General features: G+C 50.8%; 17 protein-coding genes. 1 reads left to right on the top strand and 16 read right to left on the bottom strand.

Going from position 1 to position 18,327, the window contains the following annotated elements:
* Positions 1–78 precede the first annotated feature (78 nt).
* From pstS to asnC, 16 genes are all read right to left on the bottom strand, one after another.
* A complete protein-coding gene (pstS, locus tag FHD02_RS19380; RefSeq protein ID WP_003827033.1) occupies positions 79–1,119 on the bottom strand; it encodes a phosphate ABC transporter substrate-binding protein PstS in 1,041 nt (346 codons plus the stop codon).
* A 334-nt stretch (positions 1,120–1,453) separates the two neighbouring features.
* Positions 1,454–3,283, bottom strand: coding sequence for a glutamine--fructose-6-phosphate transaminase (isomerizing) (glmS, locus tag FHD02_RS19375; protein WP_003827031.1), 1,830 nt, complete (start codon positions 3,281–3,283; stop codon positions 1,454–1,456).
* Positions 3,284–3,650: 367 nt separating this feature from the next.
* The gene (glmU, locus tag FHD02_RS19370; RefSeq protein ID WP_220394204.1) at positions 3,651–5,021 is read right to left on the bottom strand and encodes a bifunctional UDP-N-acetylglucosamine diphosphorylase/glucosamine-1-phosphate N-acetyltransferase GlmU; all 1,371 of its coding nucleotides are present in this window, start codon (positions 5,019–5,021) and stop codon (positions 3,651–3,653) included.
* Positions 5,022–5,696: 675 nt separating this feature from the next.
* Complete coding sequence (locus FHD02_RS19365; protein ID WP_003023809.1) at positions 5,697–6,116, bottom strand: F0F1 ATP synthase subunit epsilon; 420 nt, start codon at positions 6,114–6,116, stop codon at positions 5,697–5,699.
* 20 nt (positions 6,117–6,136) lie between these two features.
* The gene (atpD, locus tag FHD02_RS19360) at positions 6,137–7,519 is read right to left on the bottom strand and encodes a F0F1 ATP synthase subunit beta (protein ID WP_003023806.1); all 1,383 of its coding nucleotides are present in this window, start codon (positions 7,517–7,519) and stop codon (positions 6,137–6,139) included.
* Between the two features lie 26 nt (positions 7,520–7,545).
* Positions 7,546–8,409, bottom strand: a complete 864-nt coding sequence (atpG, locus tag FHD02_RS19355; protein ID WP_006687765.1) for a F0F1 ATP synthase subunit gamma — start codon at positions 8,407–8,409, stop codon at positions 7,546–7,548.
* A 50-nt stretch (positions 8,410–8,459) separates the two neighbouring features.
* Positions 8,460–10,001, bottom strand: coding sequence for a F0F1 ATP synthase subunit alpha (gene atpA / locus FHD02_RS19350; protein ID WP_003827026.1), 1,542 nt, complete (start codon positions 9,999–10,001; stop codon positions 8,460–8,462).
* 12 nt (positions 10,002–10,013) lie between these two features.
* Positions 10,014–10,547, bottom strand: a complete 534-nt coding sequence (gene atpH / locus FHD02_RS19345) for a F0F1 ATP synthase subunit delta (RefSeq protein WP_003827024.1) — start codon at positions 10,545–10,547, stop codon at positions 10,014–10,016.
* A gap of 14 nt (positions 10,548–10,561) precedes the next feature.
* Positions 10,562–11,032, bottom strand: coding sequence for a F0F1 ATP synthase subunit B (gene atpF / locus FHD02_RS19340; protein WP_003827022.1), 471 nt, complete (start codon positions 11,030–11,032; stop codon positions 10,562–10,564).
* A gap of 59 nt (positions 11,033–11,091) precedes the next feature.
* The gene (gene atpE / locus FHD02_RS19335) at positions 11,092–11,331 is read right to left on the bottom strand and encodes a F0F1 ATP synthase subunit C (protein ID WP_003023794.1); all 240 of its coding nucleotides are present in this window, start codon (positions 11,329–11,331) and stop codon (positions 11,092–11,094) included.
* A gap of 46 nt (positions 11,332–11,377) precedes the next feature.
* Complete coding sequence (gene atpB, locus FHD02_RS19330; RefSeq protein WP_003023792.1) at positions 11,378–12,193, bottom strand: F0F1 ATP synthase subunit A; 816 nt, start codon at positions 12,191–12,193, stop codon at positions 11,378–11,380.
* A gap of 7 nt (positions 12,194–12,200) precedes the next feature.
* Positions 12,201–12,581 carry a F0F1 ATP synthase subunit I gene (atpI, locus tag FHD02_RS19325; RefSeq protein WP_003827019.1) on the bottom strand — a complete coding sequence of 127 codons (381 nt, stop codon included), beginning with the start codon at positions 12,579–12,581 and terminating at the stop codon, positions 12,201–12,203.
* A gap of 614 nt (positions 12,582–13,195) precedes the next feature.
* Positions 13,196–13,819, bottom strand: coding sequence for a 16S rRNA (guanine(527)-N(7))-methyltransferase RsmG (gene rsmG, locus FHD02_RS19320; RefSeq protein ID WP_003827017.1), 624 nt, complete (start codon positions 13,817–13,819; stop codon positions 13,196–13,198).
* A gap of 102 nt (positions 13,820–13,921) precedes the next feature.
* Positions 13,922–15,811, bottom strand: coding sequence for a tRNA uridine-5-carboxymethylaminomethyl(34) synthesis enzyme MnmG (mnmG, locus tag FHD02_RS19315; protein WP_220394203.1), 1,890 nt, complete (start codon positions 15,809–15,811; stop codon positions 13,922–13,924).
* 372 nt (positions 15,812–16,183) lie between these two features.
* The gene (mioC, locus tag FHD02_RS19310; RefSeq protein ID WP_003827013.1) at positions 16,184–16,633 is read right to left on the bottom strand and encodes an FMN-binding protein MioC; all 450 of its coding nucleotides are present in this window, start codon (positions 16,631–16,633) and stop codon (positions 16,184–16,186) included.
* An 88-nt stretch (positions 16,634–16,721) separates the two neighbouring features.
* Complete coding sequence (asnC, locus tag FHD02_RS19305; protein WP_003023780.1) at positions 16,722–17,180, bottom strand: transcriptional regulator AsnC; 459 nt, start codon at positions 17,178–17,180, stop codon at positions 16,722–16,724.
* 151 nt (positions 17,181–17,331) lie between these two features.
* Between asnC and asnA the strand changes: the two genes are divergently transcribed.
* On the top strand, positions 17,332–18,324 hold the full coding sequence (gene asnA, locus FHD02_RS19300) for an aspartate--ammonia ligase (RefSeq protein ID WP_003827009.1): 993 nt from the start codon (positions 17,332–17,334) through the stop codon (positions 18,322–18,324).
* Positions 18,325–18,327 lie beyond the last annotated feature (3 nt).

The raw sequence follows: 18,327 nt of genomic DNA, 5'->3' as shown, positions 1-18,327 counted from the left end.
CCTACAAATTGGGCCTACAGTCGGAACTGTAGGGCGGATAAGCGTAGCGCCATCCGCCAACTCGTTAAAGATATTCTATTAGTACAGCGCTTTACCGCTGCTGTCTTTCACGTTGGTCTTCCATGCAGCACGAATCTGCTCAACCACGCTGTCCGGCAGGCTGGCGTAATCCAGGTCATTAGCCTGTTTGCCACCATTTTTGTATGCCCAGTCGAAGAATTTCAGCACTTCAACGCCCTGCTCAGGCTTCTTCTGCTCTTTATGGACCAGGATGAAGGTGGTGGAAGTGATTGGCCACGCATCGTCACCTTTCTGGTTAGTCAGATCCTGAGCGAAAGTTTTGCTCCAGTCAGCGCCTTTAGCGGCGTTGGCAAAGTTTTCTTCGGTCGGACTTACCGGTTTACCATCAGCAGAGACCAGCTTGGTGTACGCCAGGTTGTTCTGCTTAGCGTAAGCGTACTCAACGTAACCGATAGAACCCGGCAGACGCTGTACGAACGCGGCGATACCGTCGTTACCTTTACCGCCCAGACCGGTCGGCCAGTTAACGGTAGAGCCGGAACCAATTTTAGATTTCCACTCTTCGTTCACTTTCGCCAGGTAGCTAGTGAAGACGAAGGAAGTACCAGAACCATCAGCACGGCGCACAACGGCGATATTTTGCGAAGGCAGCTTCAGACCTGGGTTCAGTTTGGTGATGGCTTCGTCATCCCACTTCTTAATTTTACCGAGGTAGATGTCGCCCAGCGTTTTACCGTCAAGCACCAGCTCGCCGGATTTCAGTCCAGGGATATTCACCGCCAGCACCACACCGCCGATAACGGTCGGGAACTGGAACAGGCCTTCTTGTGCCAGTTTCTCGTCAGACAGCGGGGCATCAGAAGCGCCGAAATCAACGGTATTGGCCGTAATTTGTTTTACACCACCGGAGGAGCCGATACCCTGGTAGTTTACTTTGCTACCGGTCTCTTTCTGATAGGTATCTGCCCATTTGGCATACACTGGCGCAGGGAAGGTTGCACCTGCACCTGTCAGGCTCGCTGCTGCAAACGCAGAGAACGCGCTCATGGATAAGGTCGCGGCGACAACAGTTGCGACAGTGGTACGCATAACTTTCATAATGTCTCCTGCACGGTTTTCGTAAATCGTTGTTTGAGTTGCTACTGTGAGCAAAATAGGACAAACAGGTGACAGTTAAATGTACGAAATATGACAGTTTTATGACAATGAAAAACACGGGAAGTTATTTGTCTAAAAATACATTTAAAACAAAACGTTAACCATTACCATGACAATAACATTTCGCTAAAATTTTCTTTTTATGACACTGCAAACAGTAGCTGAAGATGACGGTTTGTCACATAAAACAGGCGGGATAATTGATTAAAAACAGAACAAGTTTAAAAAAATGCCCCGCTCATAGCAGGGCATTTTCAGTTCAGTTAGGTACGGATTACTCTACGGTAACCGACTTCGCCAGGTTACGCGGCTGATCCACGTCGGTGCCTTTAATCAGCGCCACATGATACGCCAGCAGCTGCAGCGGAACGGTATAGAAGATCGGTGCAATCACCTCTTCCACATGCGGCATTTCAATGATGTGCATATTTTCGCTGCTGGTAAAGCCAGCATCCTGGTCAGCAAAGACGTACAGTTGACCACCACGGGCGCGAACTTCTTCAATGTTGGACTTCAGTTTTTCCAGCAGTTCGTTGTTCGGCGCAACCACGATAACCGGCATATCGGCATCAATCAGCGCCAGCGGACCGTGTTTCAGTTCGCCTGCGGCATATGCTTCAGCGTGAATATACGAGATCTCTTTCAGCTTCAGCGCGCCTTCCAGCGCAATCGGGTACTGATCGCCACGGCCCAGGAACAGCGCATGGTGTTTATCAGAGAAACCTTCAGCCAGAGCGGCAATGCGTTTGTCCTGAGACAGCATCTGCTCAATACGGCTCGGCAGCGCCTGCAAACCGTGAACGATTTCCTGCTCAATAGCCACATCCAGGCCTTTCAGACGAGACAGTTTCGCCACCAGCATCAGCAGAACGGTCAGCTGAGTGGTAAATGCTTTCGTGGAGGCCACGCCGATTTCGGTACCGGCATTGGTCATCATCGCCAGGTCGGATTCGCGCACCAGAGAAGAGCCCGGTACGTTACAAATAGCCAGCGAACCCAGATAGCCCAACTCTTTGGATAAGCGCAGACCCGCCAGGGTATCTGCCGTTTCACCAGACTGGGAAAGGGTGATCATCAGGCTGTTACGACGCACGGCGGATTTGCGATAGCGGAATTCGGAAGCAATTTCGACATCACAAGGAATGCCAGCCAGCGATTCAAACCAGTAGCGGGACACCATACCGGAGTTGTACGACGTACCGCAGGCGATAATCTGGATATGCTCAACCTGAGACAGCAGCTCGTTGGCATGCGAACCCAGCTCGCTTAAATCCACTTCACCGTGGCTGATACGGCCGGTCAGCGTGTTTTTAATTGCGTTCGGCTGTTCGTAGATCTCTTTCTGCATGTAGTGGCGATAAATACCTTTTTCGCCCGCATCGTATTGCAGATTAGATTCGATATCCTGACGTTTAACTTCCGCGCCAGACTTGTCGAAAATAGAGACCGAACGACGGGTTACTTCCGCGATGTCGCCCTCTTCCAGGAAGATGAAGCGACGGGTTACCGGCAGCAGTGCCAGCTGATCGGAAGCGATAAAGTTCTCACCCATACCCAGACCAATCACCAGCGGGCTGCCAGAACGGGCCGCCAGCAGGGTTTCCGGGTTACGGGTATCCATGATCACCGTGCCGTAGGCACCGCGCAGCTGCGGAATAGTACGCAGCACGGCTTCACGCAGCGTACCACCCTGTTCCAGCTCCCAGTGCACCAGGTGAGCAATCACTTCGGTGTCGGTTTCAGAAACAAAGGTGTAGCCACGCGTTTTCAACAGCTCACGCAGTGGTTCATGGTTTTCAATGATGCCGTTATGCACCACAACAATGTGTTCAGAAACATGGGGATGCGCGTTCGCTTCTGAAGGTTCACCGTGTGTCGCCCAGCGGGTGTGAGCAATACCAGTACCACCATGCAGCGGATGTTCTTCCGCAGCAGCAGTCAGCATCTGCACTTTACCCAGACGACGCAGACGGGTCATGTTGCCTTCAGCATCGACAACGGCCAGACCAGCAGAGTCATAACCACGATATTCCAGACGACGTAAACCTTCGAGAAGGATTTCAGCTACATCACGCTGCGCGATAGCGCCAACAATTCCACACATATTTTTTGATTCCGAATTTAGGCATTAGCCTGTCGTTGTCGGTCAACCTGTATTTATCCTTCATCTTTCACGCTGTGGCTGCGTTGGCTGCACGCTTTCGCCATGGTCACTTACTGATTGTAAGCTCCCATGGTCTCACGCGCTTGCCGCCTTACCACAACGCGAAATCTTTGGATAAAACCCGTATTTACGGGCGCCCCGAGCCTTGTAGAGAGTGGGGTTATTTTTATAGGTACTGCTTGTTGAGCGGAGGATTATATTATCCCCTCATCTCTTGTCTGCCTGATGGCGCTCACGCTTATCAGGCCTACAGAACGTCACCGCACGTAGGCCGGATAAGGCAAAGCCGCCATCCGGCAAAAATAAATTACTTCTTCTTCACCGGACGCTGCCAGCCCTGTTTATGGACCTGAGGTACACGGCTTAATACCAATTCGTTATCGGCGACATTACGCGTTACGGTGGTTCCTGCGGCAATCGTCGCACCTTTACCCACGGTGACAGGTGCCACCAGCTGAGTATCAGAACCCACAAACACATCATCACCAATAATGGTTTTAAACTTATTGGCACCATCGTAGTTGCAGGTGATCGTACCCGCGCCGATATTCACGTTATCGCCAATTTCCGCATCGCCCAGATAGGTCAAATGACCAGCTTTAGAGCCTTTACCCAGACGCGTTTTTTTCATTTCGACGAAGTTACCCACGTGTGCGCCTTCCTGCAGCTCAGCACCCGGGCGCAGACGCGCGAATGGACCGATGGTGCAAGCGGCTTCCAGATGGGCATCTTCCACCACACTGTACGGGCTAAGCTCACAACCCTCACCAATCACGCTGTTTTTGATGATGCAGCCAGCTCCAATCTTGACGCGATCCCCAACGGTTACGTTACCTTCAATGATAACGTTAGTATCAATTTCAACATCGCGCCCGTGAATCAGCGTACCGCGAAGATCAAAACGTGCAGGATCGCGCAGCATCACGCCCGCCAGCAGCAGTTTTTCTGCCTGCTCGGACTGATACACACGTTCCAGACGGGATAACTGAAGGCGGTTATTTACCCCTTCCGTTTCACTGATTCGTGCCGGATGTACTGCCGCAATTTCACGTCCTTCCTGATACGCCATCGCGATGATATCGGTGATGTAGTATTCACCCTGCACGTTGTTGTTGGTCAGTTTAGACAGCCAACGCTTCATGTCAGCGCCGTTGGCAATCAGAATGCCAGTGTTGATTTCCTGGATTTGACGCTGCTCGTCGGTTGCATCTTTATGCTCAACAATGCCAGTAACTTTGCCGTTATCACGGGTAATACGCCCATAGCCGGATGGGTCGTCCAGTTTTACCGTTAACAAACCGATACCACCCTGCGGTTTGGCTTCACGCAGGCGACGTAAGGTATCGGTAGAGATCAGCGGCACATCTCCATAGAGCATTAAAATGTCTTCGTCATCACTAAAGAATGGCGCCGCCTGCTGCATTGCATGGCCGGTACCCAACTGCTCAGCCTGCAGAACCCAATTCAGATTGCCATCTTTCAGCGTTTGCTTAAGCAGATCGCCACCGTGTCCGTAGACAAGGTGTACATGAGTCGCACCTAATTCATTAGCTGCATCAATGACATGCTGAACCATCGGCTTTCCTGCGAGGGTGTGCAGCACTTTAGGAAGATCGGAATACATACGCGTGCCTTTGCCTGCGGCAAGGATCACAACGCTCATAGCATTATTCAACATACACGTCCTGACTGTAATTTGAGAACGAATTTATACCGTTTCACATTGAAAATACTACATTTTTTTCAGCGTGAAATGGACCGAAGATAAAACGTTCAACAGGGGGGATTCCCCATCTGATAACTCACTATTTTCGTCTATATCTGCGTCTTTTGTCTCCCAAAAACCAGGAGACTGCTCTTATTAAAGCCTTAGGTTAATGTTTTTGCTATTTTTTTACCGCATGAATAAAGCATTACATCAGCATAGTACGATTTTATTTATGTGATTCAGTGAGAAGCAGAAAAACGGGTTGGGAAAATTGAGGGGAGGAATGATAGAGAACAAATGATACAGCGAAGGAGGGGGGATTTAATGACGATGACGCTAGCTGATAAACCGCATTAAGCTTCGCGCCACAGAGCAGGCGGGGAAAGACTAAAAACTCATATTGCTGAACAGGGCGATGATTTTGTTGATCAATTTCATGTTGGTATCTCTTTTTTTATCTGAGTTCATTATGTGACATACATCACATAAAAAAGAGTCTACGCCTCATTTTTTAACCAATCAATATTTTTATGATCTAAATCACGAAATAATAAAACTGATTTTTATTTACATATTTCCTGTAACCAAGCCATAAAAAAAGCCAGCCTGGAAACCAGACTGGCCTTTGTGCTTTTCAAGCCGGTGTTACATCGCTTTTTTGGTCAACTCGATAACGCGCAGTTTCGCGATCGCTTTGGCCAGTTCCGCAGATGCCTGAGCGTAATCCACGTCACCATGAGAGCTCTTGATATGCTCTTCAGCCTTACGCTTCGCTTCCAGGGCTCTCGCTTCATCGAGATCCTGTCCGCGAATCGCGGTATCAGCCAGTACGGTCACGCTGCCAGGCTGCACTTCAAGAATGCCGCCGGACAGATAGATAAACTCTTCATGACCGAACTGTTTAACGATGCGGATCATACCAGGCTTAATGGCGGTGAGCAGCGGTGCGTGACCCGGGAAAATACCCAGTTCACCTTCACTACCCGTTACCTGGATTTTCTCGACCAGACCAGAGAACATTTGTTGCTCTGCGCTGACGACGTCCAGGTGGTAAGTCATTGCCATATCACCCTCCGATTAAGGCGTTAAAGTTTTTTGGCTTTTTCCACGGCTTCGTCGATAGAACCAACCATGTAGAACGCCTGCTCTGGCAGGTGGTCGTATTCGCCTTCCATGATGCCTTTAAAGCCACGGATGGTGTCTTTCAGGGAAACGTATTTACCCGGAGAACCGGTGAATACTTCCGCAACGAAGAACGGCTGGGACAGGAAGCGCTGGATCTTACGCGCACGTGCTACCACCAGTTTATCTTCTTCAGACAGTTCATCCATACCCAGGATGGCGATGATGTCTTTCAGTTCCTGATAACGCTGCAGCAGGGACTGTACGCCACGCGCGGTGTCGTAGTGTTCCTGACCAACAACCAGCGGATCCAACTGACGGCTGGTAGAGTCCAGCGGGTCAACTGCCGGGTAGATACCCAGAGAAGCGATCTGACGGCTCAGTACCACGGTTGCATCCAGGTGAGCAAAGGTGGTTGCTGGGGATGGGTCAGTCAAGTCATCCGCAGGTACGTATACCGCCTGAACGGAGGTGATAGAACCGGTTTTGGTAGAGGTGATACGTTCCTGAAGAACACCCATCTCTTCCGCCAGGGTCGGCTGGTAGCCTACCGCTGATGGCATACGACCCAGCAGTGCAGATACTTCTGTACCGGCCAGGGTGTAACGGTAGATGTTATCAACGAACAGCAGAACGTCACGACCTTCGTCACGGAACTTCTCAGCCATGGTCAGACCGGTCAGTGCAACGCGCAGACGGTTTCCCGGCGGCTCGTTCATCTGGCCATATACCAGGGACACTTTGTCCAGTACGTTGGAGTCGGTCATTTCGTGGTAGAAGTCGTTACCCTCACGAGTACGTTCACCTACGCCCGCAAACACGGAGTAACCGGAGTGTTCGATCGCGATGTTACGGATCAGCTCCATCATGTTTACGGTTTTACCTACACCCGCACCACCGAACAGACCGACTTTACCGCCCTTAGCGAACGGACACATCAGGTCGATAACTTTGATGCCGGTTTCCAGCAGTTCCTGAGAGCTGGACAGCTCTTCGTAGGAAGGTGCTGCGCGGTGGATAGCCCAACGCTCTTCTTCACCGATATCGCCTTTCATGTCGATCGGGTGACCCAGGACGTTCATGATACGACCCAGGGTTGCTTTACCTACCGGGACTTCGATCGGGTGTTCGAGGTCTTTAACTTCCAGACCACGACGCAGACCGTCGGAAGAACCCATGGCGATGGTACGTACGATACCGCCGCCGAGCTGCTGCTGAACTTCCAGCACCAGGCTCTCTTTACCATTCATAACCTCAAGAGCATCGTACACGCGCGGTACGGCATCCTGAGGGAATTCGACGTCAACCACGGCGCCGATTACCTGGACAATTTTTCCAGTAGCCATCTTGAATCCTCTACGAATTAACCTGGTTATACCGCGGATGCACCACCGACGATTTCGGTGAGTTCCTGAGTAATGCTGGCCTGACGAGCTTTGTTGTATACCAACTGCAGCTCTTTAATCAGGCTGCCGCCATTGTCGGTCGCGGCTTTCATCGCCACCATACGTGCGGCCTGCTCGCTGGCCAGGTTTTCTACCACGCCCTGATAAACCTGAGACTCGACATAACGACGCAGCAAGGTATCCAGCAGCGCTTTCGGGTCTGGCTCATACAGGTAATCCCAGGATTTACGCTTCAATTCATCATCATCTGATGCCGGCAGAGGCAGCAATTGAGTGATGGTTGGCGTCTGAGACATGGTGTTAATAAATTTGTTGCTGACAACGTACAGTTTGTCCAGACGACCTTCGTCGTAGGCCTGCAGCATCACTTTAACCGGACCGATCAGTTCGGACAGGGAAGGGTTATCCCCCATGCCGGTTACCTGAGCGATCACGTTTCCGCCAACGGAGTTAAAGAAAGACACGCCCTTAGAGCCGATCATTGCGATATCGCACTGAACGCCTTTATCGGACCATGTTTTCATATCCGCCAGCAGCTTTTTGAACAGGTTAATGTTCAAGCCACCGCACAGACCACGGTCGGTCGACACCACCAGGTAGCCCACGCGTTTAACGTCGCGTTCTTCCAGGTAAGGGTGCTTATATTCCAGATTACCATTCGCAAGGTGACCAATCACTTTGCGCATGGTCTCTGCATAAGGACGGCTGGCCGCCATGCGATCCTGCGATTTACGCATTTTGGAAGCGGCGACCATCTCCATCGCTTTAGTGATCTTCTGCGTGTTCTGGACGCTTGCGATCTTACTACGTATCTCTTTTGCGCCGGCCATGAGCTTCTCCTCAATGCCTTGCGGTCCGCCCTAAAGCAGACCGCCAGACGTTACCAGGACTGGGTTGCCTTGAAGGAATCGAGGATAGCTTTCAGCTTGCCTTCGATTTCATCGTTATAGCCACCGGACTGGTTGATCTCTTGCATCAGCGGAGCGTGGTCACGGTCAACGTAAGCCAGCAGAGCCGCTTCGAAGCTACCGATTTTCGCCAGTTCCACATCTTCGAGGTAACCGCGTTCAGCCGCAAACAGCACCACACCCTGCTGTGCAACAGACATTGGCGCATACTGTTTCTGCTTCAGCAGTTCAGTTACTTTCTGACCGTGGCTCAGCTGCTTACGAGTAGCTTCATCCAGGTCGGAAGCGAACTGAGAAAACGCTGCCAGTTCACGATACTGTGCCAGAGCGGTACGAATACCACCGGACAGTTTCTTGATGATCTTGGTCTGCGCTGCACCACCAACACGAGATACGGAGATACCCGGGTTAACTGCCGGACGAATACCGGAGTTAAACAGGTTGGTTTCCAGGAAGATCTGACCATCGGTAATGGAAATTACGTTGGTCGGAACGAACGCAGAAACGTCACCCGCCTGGGTTTCGATAATCGGCAGAGCGGTCAGGGAGCCGGTTTTACCTTTAACTTCACCATTGGTGAACTTCTCAACGTATTCCGCGTTTACGCGGGATGCGCGTTCCAGCAGACGGGAGTGGAGGTAAAATACGTCGCCCGGGAATGCTTCACGTCCTGGCGGACGACGCAGCAGCAGGGAAACCTGACGGTAAGCAACAGCCTGTTTAGACAGGTCATCGTAAACGATCAGTGCATCTTCACCGCGGTCACGGAAGTATTCGCCCATTGCGCAACCGGCATATGGTGCCAGGTATTGCAGTGCAGCAGATTCAGACGCGGTCGCCACAACAACGATGGTGTTGGACAGTGCGCCGTGTTCTTCCAGTTTACGAACCACGTTGGAAATGGTGGACGCTTTCTGGCCGATAGCCACGTACACACATTTGATGCCGGAATCACGCTGGTTGATGATGGCATCGATTGCCATCGCAGTTTTACCTGTCTGACGGTCACCGATGATCAGCTCACGCTGGCCACGACCGATTGGGATCATGGCATCAACAGATTTATAACCGGTCTGTACTGGCTGGTCGACGGACTGACGTTCGATTACGCCTGGTGCGATAACTTCGATTGGCGAGAAGCCATCGTTATCAACCGGACCTTTACCGTCAATCGGGGAACCCAGAGTGTTCACCACACGACCCAGCAGGCCACGGCCAACCGGAACTTCCAGAATACGACCCGTACACTTAACCTTCATGCCTTCGGCGAGGTCAGCGTATGGACCCATCACAACTGCACCTACGGAGTCGCGCTCCAGGTTCAGTGCGATAGCGTAACGGTTACCCGGCAGGGAAATCATCTCACCCTGCATACAATCGGCCAGGCCGTGAATGCGGATAACACCGTCACTTACAGAAACAATAGTACCTTCGTTATGAGCTTCGCTCACAACACTGAACTGAGCAATGCGCTGCTTGATCAGTTCGCTGATTTCGGTGGAATTCAGTTGCATGCTCCAGTCCCCTTAAGACTGCAAGACGTCTGCAAGGCGCTCAAGACGGCCGCGTACGCTGCCATCAATGACCATATCACCCGCTCGGATGATTACGCCTGCCATTACAGACTTATCGATTTTGCAATTCAGCTTAACTTTGCGTGACAGACGTTTTTCCATCGCAGCACTAATCTTCGTAAGCTGTTCATCACTCAGTGCATTGGCAGAAGTGACTTCTACCTCAGAGATAGCCTCACTGGCTGCACGCAGGTGAATAAACTGCTCAAGAACATCCGGGAGCGCATTCAGACGGTTATTTTCAGCCATAACCCTAATCAGGTTTTGGCCGCTTTCGTCCAGCTGCTCACCGCACACGGCGATAAACGACTCAGCGAGCGTTTCCGGCGCCAGCGCGCCAGAGAGAAGCTCTGCCATTTGTTCGTTTTTTGTCACCTCAGCGGCGAACGTCAACATATCCTGCCAACGGTCAATGCTTTGGTGCTCAACGGCAAAGTCAAAAGCTGCTTTGGCGTAGGGGCGAGCTACCGTAATAAATTCAGACATCAGCCCCTCCCTCCTTACAGTTCAGCGACAAGTTTGTCCACGATGTCGCTATTAGCAGCTTCATCCACGGAACGTTCGATGATCTTCTCGGCGCCAGCAACAGCCAGGATAGCAACTTGCTTACGCAGCTCTTCGCGAGCACGTTTACGCTCGGCGTCAATTTCCGCCTGCGCCTGTGCCACGATTTTAGTACGTTCCTGCTCTGCTTCAGTTTTAGCTTCGTCCAGGATCTGAGCACGGCGTTTGTTCGCCTGCTCGATGATTACCTGAGCTTCCGCCTTCGCTTTTTTCAGCTGGTCGGTCGCGCTGGCCTTTGCAAGGTCAAGATCCTTATGTGCTCGTTCTGCAGAAGCAAGGCCGTCAGCAATTTCTTTTTGACGTTTTTCGATGGCAGCCATTAATGGCGGCCATACGTACTTCATGCAGAACAGAACGAACAGGACAAACGCGATGGCCTGGCCGAGGATTGTTGCGTTAAGATTCACAGCACAATGCCTCTATCTAGTTAACGTTCTGATATTGCTCTTAATTCAAGCAACGCTTACTACGCGACAGCAAACATCACGTACAGACCCAGACCTACAGCGATCATTGGGATTGCATCCACCAGACCCATAACGATAAAGAACTGAGTACGCAGCAGAGGAATCAGATCCGGTTGACGCGCTGCGCCTTCCAGGAATTTACCCCCGAGGATGCCGATACCGATCGCAGCACCGATTGCCGCCAGACCCATCATCACAGCGGCAGCAATGTACAGCAGATCCATATTCAGGTTTTCCATGACAGTCTCCAGTTTGTTTCAGTTAAAACGTAGTAGTGTTGGTAAATTAATGCTCTTCAGATGCCATCGACAGATAGACAATCGTCAGAACCATAAATATGAAGGCTTGCAGCGTGATAATCAGTATGTGGAAAATGGCCCAAGGCACATTCAGGATCCACTGTGACCACCACGGCAACAGACCAGCAATCAGAATGAAAATCAGCTCACCGGCATACATGTTGCCGAACAGTCGCAGACCAAGAGAGATTGGTTTGGACAGCAGGCTTACCCCTTCAAGGATTAAGTTGACAGGGATGAACGCCCAGTGATTGAACGGCTGCAGCGTCAACTCTTTCGCGAAGCCACCGATGCCTTTCATTTTGATGCTGTAGAACAGAATGAGGATAAATACGCCCAGCGCCATCGACAGGGTGATGTTCACGTCAGCAGACGGAACCACACGCAGAGCCGGTAGGCCAAAGATATGCTCACCGATATACGGCAGCAGGTCGATAGGCAGCAAATCCATCAAGTTCATCAGGAATACCCAGACGAAAATCGTCAGGGCCAGCGGAGCAATCAGCTTGCTTTTGCCATGGTACATGTCTTTCACGCTACCATGCACAAAGCCGATTACCAGCTCAATCGCGGTCTGAAATTTACCTGGTACGCCGCTGGTCGCCTTTTTGGCTACGCTACGGAACATAAGCAGGAACAACAGACCCAGAACCACCGAGAAGAAAATGGAGTCAATATTGAGCGTCCAGAAGGTGGCTGGGGGGTTGTGCGGATCCACCAGCGAGAATGTACGTAGGTCCAACTGAAGGTTATTCAGATGGTGTCCTATGTAATCCTGCGGCGTCATATTTTCTGAAGCCATGATGCCTTTACCCTTTGTTGTTAATTACAGCCGGCGCCAGTATCTGAACCACCAGCACCAAAACCCACGTAACGATCAGCGGCATGAATACCGCTTTCAAAACAGCCAACGCCACCACCAACAACACCAGCATAGCTAATACCTTGAAGGCTTCGCCGAAAGCGAACGACCAGGCTACTCGGCCCTTCGCTGGTGTATGTACCTGGTGACGCCAGGCAAATATCATAAACAACACATTAGGCAGTAACACTGCCAATCCTCCACACAACGCGGAGATGCCCCAGAAAGGGTCTTTGAGGCTAAACAGCAATCCACTTGCTATTACAACCAGAAGCTGTGTGAGCAAAAGCTTACGAGCAACGTTTCGACTCAAGAGCGACATAGACATCACGTTTTTACTCCTGCTCCCTTCGAGGTATGCCGCGTGTCGTATAAAACGTTCTTTATGGCTTAGAGTCAAGCATCAAAAAGCGGACAAATTATACGGTGCGCCTTCGTGATTTCAAACAATAAGTAGCTAAAAAGTGAATAAATGTTTAAATATTTTTCGCTGCCCCACATTTATTACTTTTAGGCAAACTGTGAACGATCATGCAAAACTGCAAATGCCGCGAAAACACTGGCGTCAAAGCGTGCACCAGATCACATATTGAACATATTCACCTTCGCATAATTTATTTACGTGGCAATTGATGCCTTTTCATCTTTTTGATATTTAAGCGTAAAAATAGCCACTATTTAAAAAACAACGCCTAACAACAAAAAAACCGCTCATTGACATTTATAATAAAAAATTAACACAAACGGTGATTCTTACGTTCTATTTTTAGCAGACTGATATTTTCACAGCTGACTTGTTTCGCTTTTAACAAAAAACGGTACGTTATAGTTATGATGCAAAACCGTAAGGCACTAGTGAAATGTAACGACATTTAACCACACTATTACCTATGACTTTTAACACCTGAAAAGCCGTTTTTTCTCTATTTTTTTTGATAAAAATTAAATTTTGTTTGGCTTAATAACCACCAAATGACGTTCACCATCCAACTGCGGAACGCGTAATTTTTCGACGGACTCAACGCTGAATTCTGCAGGCAGCGAATCAATTTCATCTGCAGGCAACTGCCCTTTTAGCGCATAAAAACGCCCATTCTGGCCCGGCAAATGGTGACACCAGCTCACCATATCATTGAGTGAAGCGAAAGCACGGCTAATCACCCCATCAAACGGCGGTTCTGAAGGAAATTCTTCAACACGGCTTTGCACTGGAGTGATGTTAGTAAGCGCAAGCTCATGCTGCACCTGACGCAAGAAACGAACGCGTTTTCCCAGGCTATCGAGCAGTGTGAAATGCGCTTCAGGGCGCACGATAGAGAGCGGAATTCCCGGCAGGCCCGGCCCCGTACCTACATCGATAAAACGCTCACCCTTCAGATACGGTGCAACGACAATGCTGTCCAGAATATGGCGCACCAGCATTTCGTTTGGATCCCGCACCGACGTCAGGTTGTAGGCTTTGTTCCATTTGTGCAGCATATCGACATACGCAATCAGCTGATTTTTCTGGTGATCGGTAAGAGAAATACCGGCATCAGCCAGCAGACGAGAGAGTTTGTTGAGCACGGTCGTTACCTGTTAATAATCAAATGCCCGATGCGCTTTCGCTTATCGGGCCTACAAATTTGTACGGCGGGCAAGCGAAGCGCCCCCGCCAAAATAGTGTTATCAAGCGCTGCGGCGCAGCATACCTTGTTTTTTCAGCCATACCAGCAGAATGGAGATGGCGGCAGGCGTTATGCCGGAAATACGCGATGCCTGACCGATCGAGACGGGTTTGTGATCGTTCAGCTTAGCGATAACTTCATTCGACAAGCCAGAGACCTGACGATAATCCAGCGTTGCAGGCAACAGGGTGTTTTCATTGCGCTGTTGTCTTTCAATTTCTTCCAGCTGACGGGCAATATACCCTTCATATTTCACCTGAATCTCAACCTGTTCCGCGGCCTGAGCATCATCAAGCGCGGGTGCGAACGCAGATAAAGAGGTCAACTGAGCATAGGTCATATCCGGGCGACGCAGCAGATCTTCACCGCTCGCTTCACGTGACAGAGGTGTAGCCAGGTGAGCATTCACTTCTGCTGCGGACTCCGCTAACGGATTCACCCAGGTTGATTTAAGACGTTGGCGTTCCTGTTCAATACGCTCCAGTTTCTCGTTGAAGCGAGCCCAGCGCTCATCGTCCACCAGACCCAGTTCACGACCAATTTCGGTCAGACGCAGGTCGGCGTTATCTTCACGCAGCATCAGACGATATTCAGCGCGAGATGTGAACATACGGTACGGTTCTTTGGTACCCAGCGTACACAGGTCGTCCACCAGCACGCCAAGATAAGCCTGATCGCGACGCGGTGCCCAACCCTCTTTTTCGGCAGACAAGCGTGCGGCGTTCAGACCTGCCAACATGCCTTGTGCAGCGGCTTCTTCATAACCGGTTGTACCGTTAATCTGGCCCGCAAAGAACAGACCCTGGATGAATTTGCTTTCCAGAGTAGGTTTCAGGTCACGCGGATCGAAGAAATCATACTCAATCGCGTAGCCTGGGCGGACGATTCTGGCATTTTCCATCCCCTGCATGGAACGGACAATTTGCATCTGCACATCGAACGGCAGGCTGGTGGAGATGCCATTCGGGTAAATTTCGTTAGAGGTCAGTCCTTCCGGTTCGAGGAAGATCTGATGCTGGTTACGATCGGCAAAGCGCATCACTTTGTCTTCGATCGACGGGCAGTAGCGTGGGCCGATACCTTCGATCACGCCAGCGTACATTGGGCTACGATCTAGGTTGTTGCGGATCACGTCATGGGTTTTCTCATTGGTATGCGTGATGTAACACGGCATCTGGCGCGGATGCTGAGAAGCATCGCCCAGGAATGAGAAGACCGGCATCGGGTTATCGCTGTTTTGCTGGCCGAGCACGCTGTAATCAATCGTGCGCGCATCGATACGCGGCGGTGTACCGGTTTTCAGGCGGCTGACGCGCAGCGGCAGTTCACGCAGACGGCGTGACAGCGGGATGGACGGCGGATCGCCAGCGCGGCCACCGCTGTAGTTATCCAGGCCAATATGAATTTTGCCGTCGAGGAAAGTCCCCACGGTTAATACGACCGCTTTGGCACGGAACTTCAGTCCCATTTGGGTTACTGCACCCACAACGCGATCGTTTTCGACAATCAGATCTTCAACCGCCTGTTGGAAGATCATCAGGTTGGGTTGATTCTCCAGTGCAGTGCGTACCGCCTGGCGATAGAGCACACGATCGGCCTGAGCTCGGGTAGCGCGAACGGCTGGCCCTTTGCTTGCGTTTAGTATCCTAAACTGGATACCCGCGTGGTCGATCGCTTTTGCCATCAACCCACCAAGCGCATCCACTTCTTTTACCAGGTGTCCCTTCCCAATACCGCCGATCGCCGGGTTGCAGCTCATCTGCCCCAGAGTGTCGATATTGTGTGTCAAAAGCAGAGTCTGTTGACCCATTCGCGCCGCGGCCATTGCGGCCTCGGTGCCTGCATGACCCCCGCCAATGATGATGACGTCAAAAGGATCCTGATAAAACATGGTGATTGCCTCGCATAACGCGGTGTGAAAATGGATTGAAGCCCGGGCCGTGGATTCTACTCAACTTTAGTCGATCGAGAAAGACCTGGGATCCTGGGTATTAAAAAGAAGATCTTTTTATTTAGAGATCTGTTTTATTGTGATCTCTTATTAGGATCGCACCTTTCTGTGGATAAGGACGATCCTTTAAGTAAGATCAACAGGTTGCTGAGGATCATTAGCTGTGAATGATCGGTGATCCTGGTCCGTATAAGCTGGGATCAGAATGAAGGGTTATACACAACTCAAAAACTGAACAACGGTTGTTCTTGGGATAACTACCGGTTGATCCAAGCTTTTAACCAGAGTTATCCACATAAAAAAGTACGATCTTTACAAATCTCTGAGCAACGGATGCCACGATCCCAGCCAAATTTCTGCCGGATCTTCCGGAATTTCATGTTCCAGCACGTTGATCCTGAGTGTTTCGCCGATCTGTTTTGCCCCACAGGCCTTCAATTCGGCTTCCAGCTTGTCGATTGCGCCGCAAAAGGTGTCATATTCACGACTGCCGATCCCGATTGCACCAAAGCGCACTTGTGACAGGTCCGGCTTTTGCTCGCGTAACGCATCATATAAAGGCTGCAGGTTGTCAGGAATATCTCCCGCACCGTGCGTGGAGCTGATAATCAGCCAGATCCCGTCAGTCGGAACCTCTTCAAGCATTGGCCCATGCAGTATTTCGCTGGAAAAACCGGCGTCGTCCAGCTTTTCAGCCAGATGCTCTGCTACATATTCCGCACTGCCAAGCGTACTACCGCTGATAAGAGTGATGTCTGCCATGATCGCCCACCTTTATAAAGAGGGCGTATTGTACGCTGTGAGCGAGCTGGGATCTACCTGTGGAAAACCAGGGTATTAAAAAAAGCGATCACGGCTTGATGGTACGCATGATCGGGTTTTGCAGGACGATCAGCGTTTCCGTGGACTGAATTTCGTCAATTGTTTGGATCTTGTTGATAAGTACCTGCTGCAATGCGTCGATCGACTTGCACATCACCTTAATAAAGATGCTGTAGTGCCCGGTGGTGTAATACGCTTCGGTCACTTCATCGAGGCTTTCCAGTCTGGCCAGCGCTGACGGATAGTCTTTCGCACTTTTCAGGATGATGCCGATAAAGCAGCCGACGTCATAACCCAATTGTTTGGGACTAACATCAATCCGCGCGCCGGTAATAATCCCCGCCTGCTTCATCTTTTCTACGCGAACGTGAATTGTTCCTGGGCTGACGCCGAACTGTTTGGCTAATTCTGCGTAGGCGGTACGAGCATTTTCCATTAAGGCGTCAAGAATGCCGCGGTCCAGATTGTCGATCTGATAATTTTCCATAGGTTTTTCTTATGTAGATTAATGATTCACTCTATTTTAGACGTAATTTTTAACGAATCAAAATCGAAGTCGGCTTTTTGTTTGTTGATTATTGAATATTACCTCCATTCTGTTGCTTAATCATAGGCAACAGGACACAGGAGTACACATAATGAAAACCGCTTACATTGCCAAACAACGTCAAATTAGCTTCGTAAAATCTCATTTTTCTCGCCAGCTGGAAGAGCGTTTAGGCCTGATCGAAGTTCAGGCGCCGATCCTCAGCCGCGTTGGAGATGGCACGCAGGATAACTTGTCGGGCTGTGAAAAAGCGGTGCAGGTGAAGGTTAAAGCATTGCCAGACGCTCAATTCGAAGTGGTTCATTCACTGGCGAAGTGGAAGCGTCAAACGTTAGGACAACACGACTTTAGCGCAGGCGAGGGGCTGTACACGCACATGAAAGCCCTGCGTCCCGATGAAGATCGCCTCTCCCCGCTGCACTCAGTGTACGTTGACCAGTGGGACTGGGAGCGCGTGATGGGTGACGGTGAGCGTCAATTCTCCACTCTGAAAAGCACGGTAGAGGCTATCTGGGCGGGAATTAAGGCCACCGAAGCTGCGGTTAGCAAAGAGTTTGGTCTGGCACCGTTCCTGCCAGAGCAGATCCACTTTGTTCATAGCCAGGAGCTGTTATCTCGTTATCCGGATCTTGATGCAAAAGGTCGTGAACGTGCGATCGCTAAAGAGCTGGGTGCGGTATTCCTGGTGGGGATCGGCGGTAAGCTCAGTGACGGTCACCGTCATGACGTACGTGCGCCAGATTATGATGACTGGAGTTCAGCGTCCGAGCTGGGTCATGCCGGTCTGAACGGTGATATTCTGGTCTGGAACCCGGTTCTGGAAGATGCGTTTGAGCTGTCTTCTATGGGGATCCGTGTGGATGCTGACGCCCTGAAACACCAGCTGTCTCTGACCGGTGATGAAGATCGCCTGAGTCTGGAGTGGCACCAGGCGCTGCTGCGCGGTGAAATGCCTCAGACAATTGGTGGCGGCATTGGGCAGTCGCGTCTGACCATGCTGTTGCTGCAATTACCTCACATTGGTCAGGTTCAGTGTGGCGTATGGCCGGCCCAGGTACGTGAAAGCGTCGCATCTCTGCTGTAACAA

Source organism: Citrobacter sp. EC_71 (genome assembly GCF_019584005.1).
Classification (GTDB): Bacteria; Pseudomonadota; Gammaproteobacteria; order Enterobacterales; family Enterobacteriaceae; genus Citrobacter; species Citrobacter werkmanii.
This window is presented reverse-complemented; position numbering and strand designations above follow the sequence as displayed.

Coding starts and splice junctions, on each gene's coding strand:
- FHD02_RS19365 (WP_003023809.1), bottom strand. CDS start 6,116: ATGGCAATGACTTACCACCTGGACGTCGTCAGCGCAGAGCAACAAATG.
- atpE (WP_003023794.1), bottom strand. CDS start 11,331: ATGGAAAACCTGAATATGGATCTGCTGTACATTGCTGCCGCTGTGATG.
- atpG (WP_006687765.1), bottom strand. CDS start 8,409: ATGGCCGGCGCAAAAGAGATACGTAGTAAGATCGCAAGCGTCCAGAAC.
- atpB (WP_003023792.1), bottom strand. CDS start 12,193: ATGGCTTCAGAAAATATGACGCCGCAGGATTACATAGGACACCATCTG.
- atpA (WP_003827026.1), bottom strand. CDS start 10,001: ATGCAACTGAATTCCACCGAAATCAGCGAACTGATCAAGCAGCGCATT.
- mioC (WP_003827013.1), bottom strand. CDS start 16,633: ATGGCAGACATCACTCTTATCAGCGGTAGTACGCTTGGCAGTGCGGAA.
- glmS (WP_003827031.1), bottom strand. CDS start 3,283: ATGTGTGGAATTGTTGGCGCTATCGCGCAGCGTGATGTAGCTGAAATC.
- atpD (WP_003023806.1), bottom strand. CDS start 7,519: ATGGCTACTGGAAAAATTGTCCAGGTAATCGGCGCCGTGGTTGACGTC.
- glmU (WP_220394204.1), bottom strand. CDS start 5,021: ATGTTGAATAATGCTATGAGCGTTGTGATCCTTGCCGCAGGCAAAGGC.
- asnA (WP_003827009.1), top strand. CDS start 17,332: ATGAAAACCGCTTACATTGCCAAACAACGTCAAATTAGCTTCGTAAAA.
- asnC (WP_003023780.1), bottom strand. CDS start 17,180: ATGGAAAATTATCAGATCGACAATCTGGACCGCGGCATTCTTGACGCC.
- atpI (WP_003827019.1), bottom strand. CDS start 12,581: ATGTCTATGTCGCTCTTGAGTCGAAACGTTGCTCGTAAGCTTTTGCTC.
- mnmG (WP_220394203.1), bottom strand. CDS start 15,811: ATGTTTTATCAGGATCCTTTTGACGTCATCATCATTGGCGGGGGTCAT.
- atpH (WP_003827024.1), bottom strand. CDS start 10,547: ATGTCTGAATTTATTACGGTAGCTCGCCCCTACGCCAAAGCAGCTTTT.
- pstS (WP_003827033.1), bottom strand. CDS start 1,119: ATGAAAGTTATGCGTACCACTGTCGCAACTGTTGTCGCCGCGACCTTA.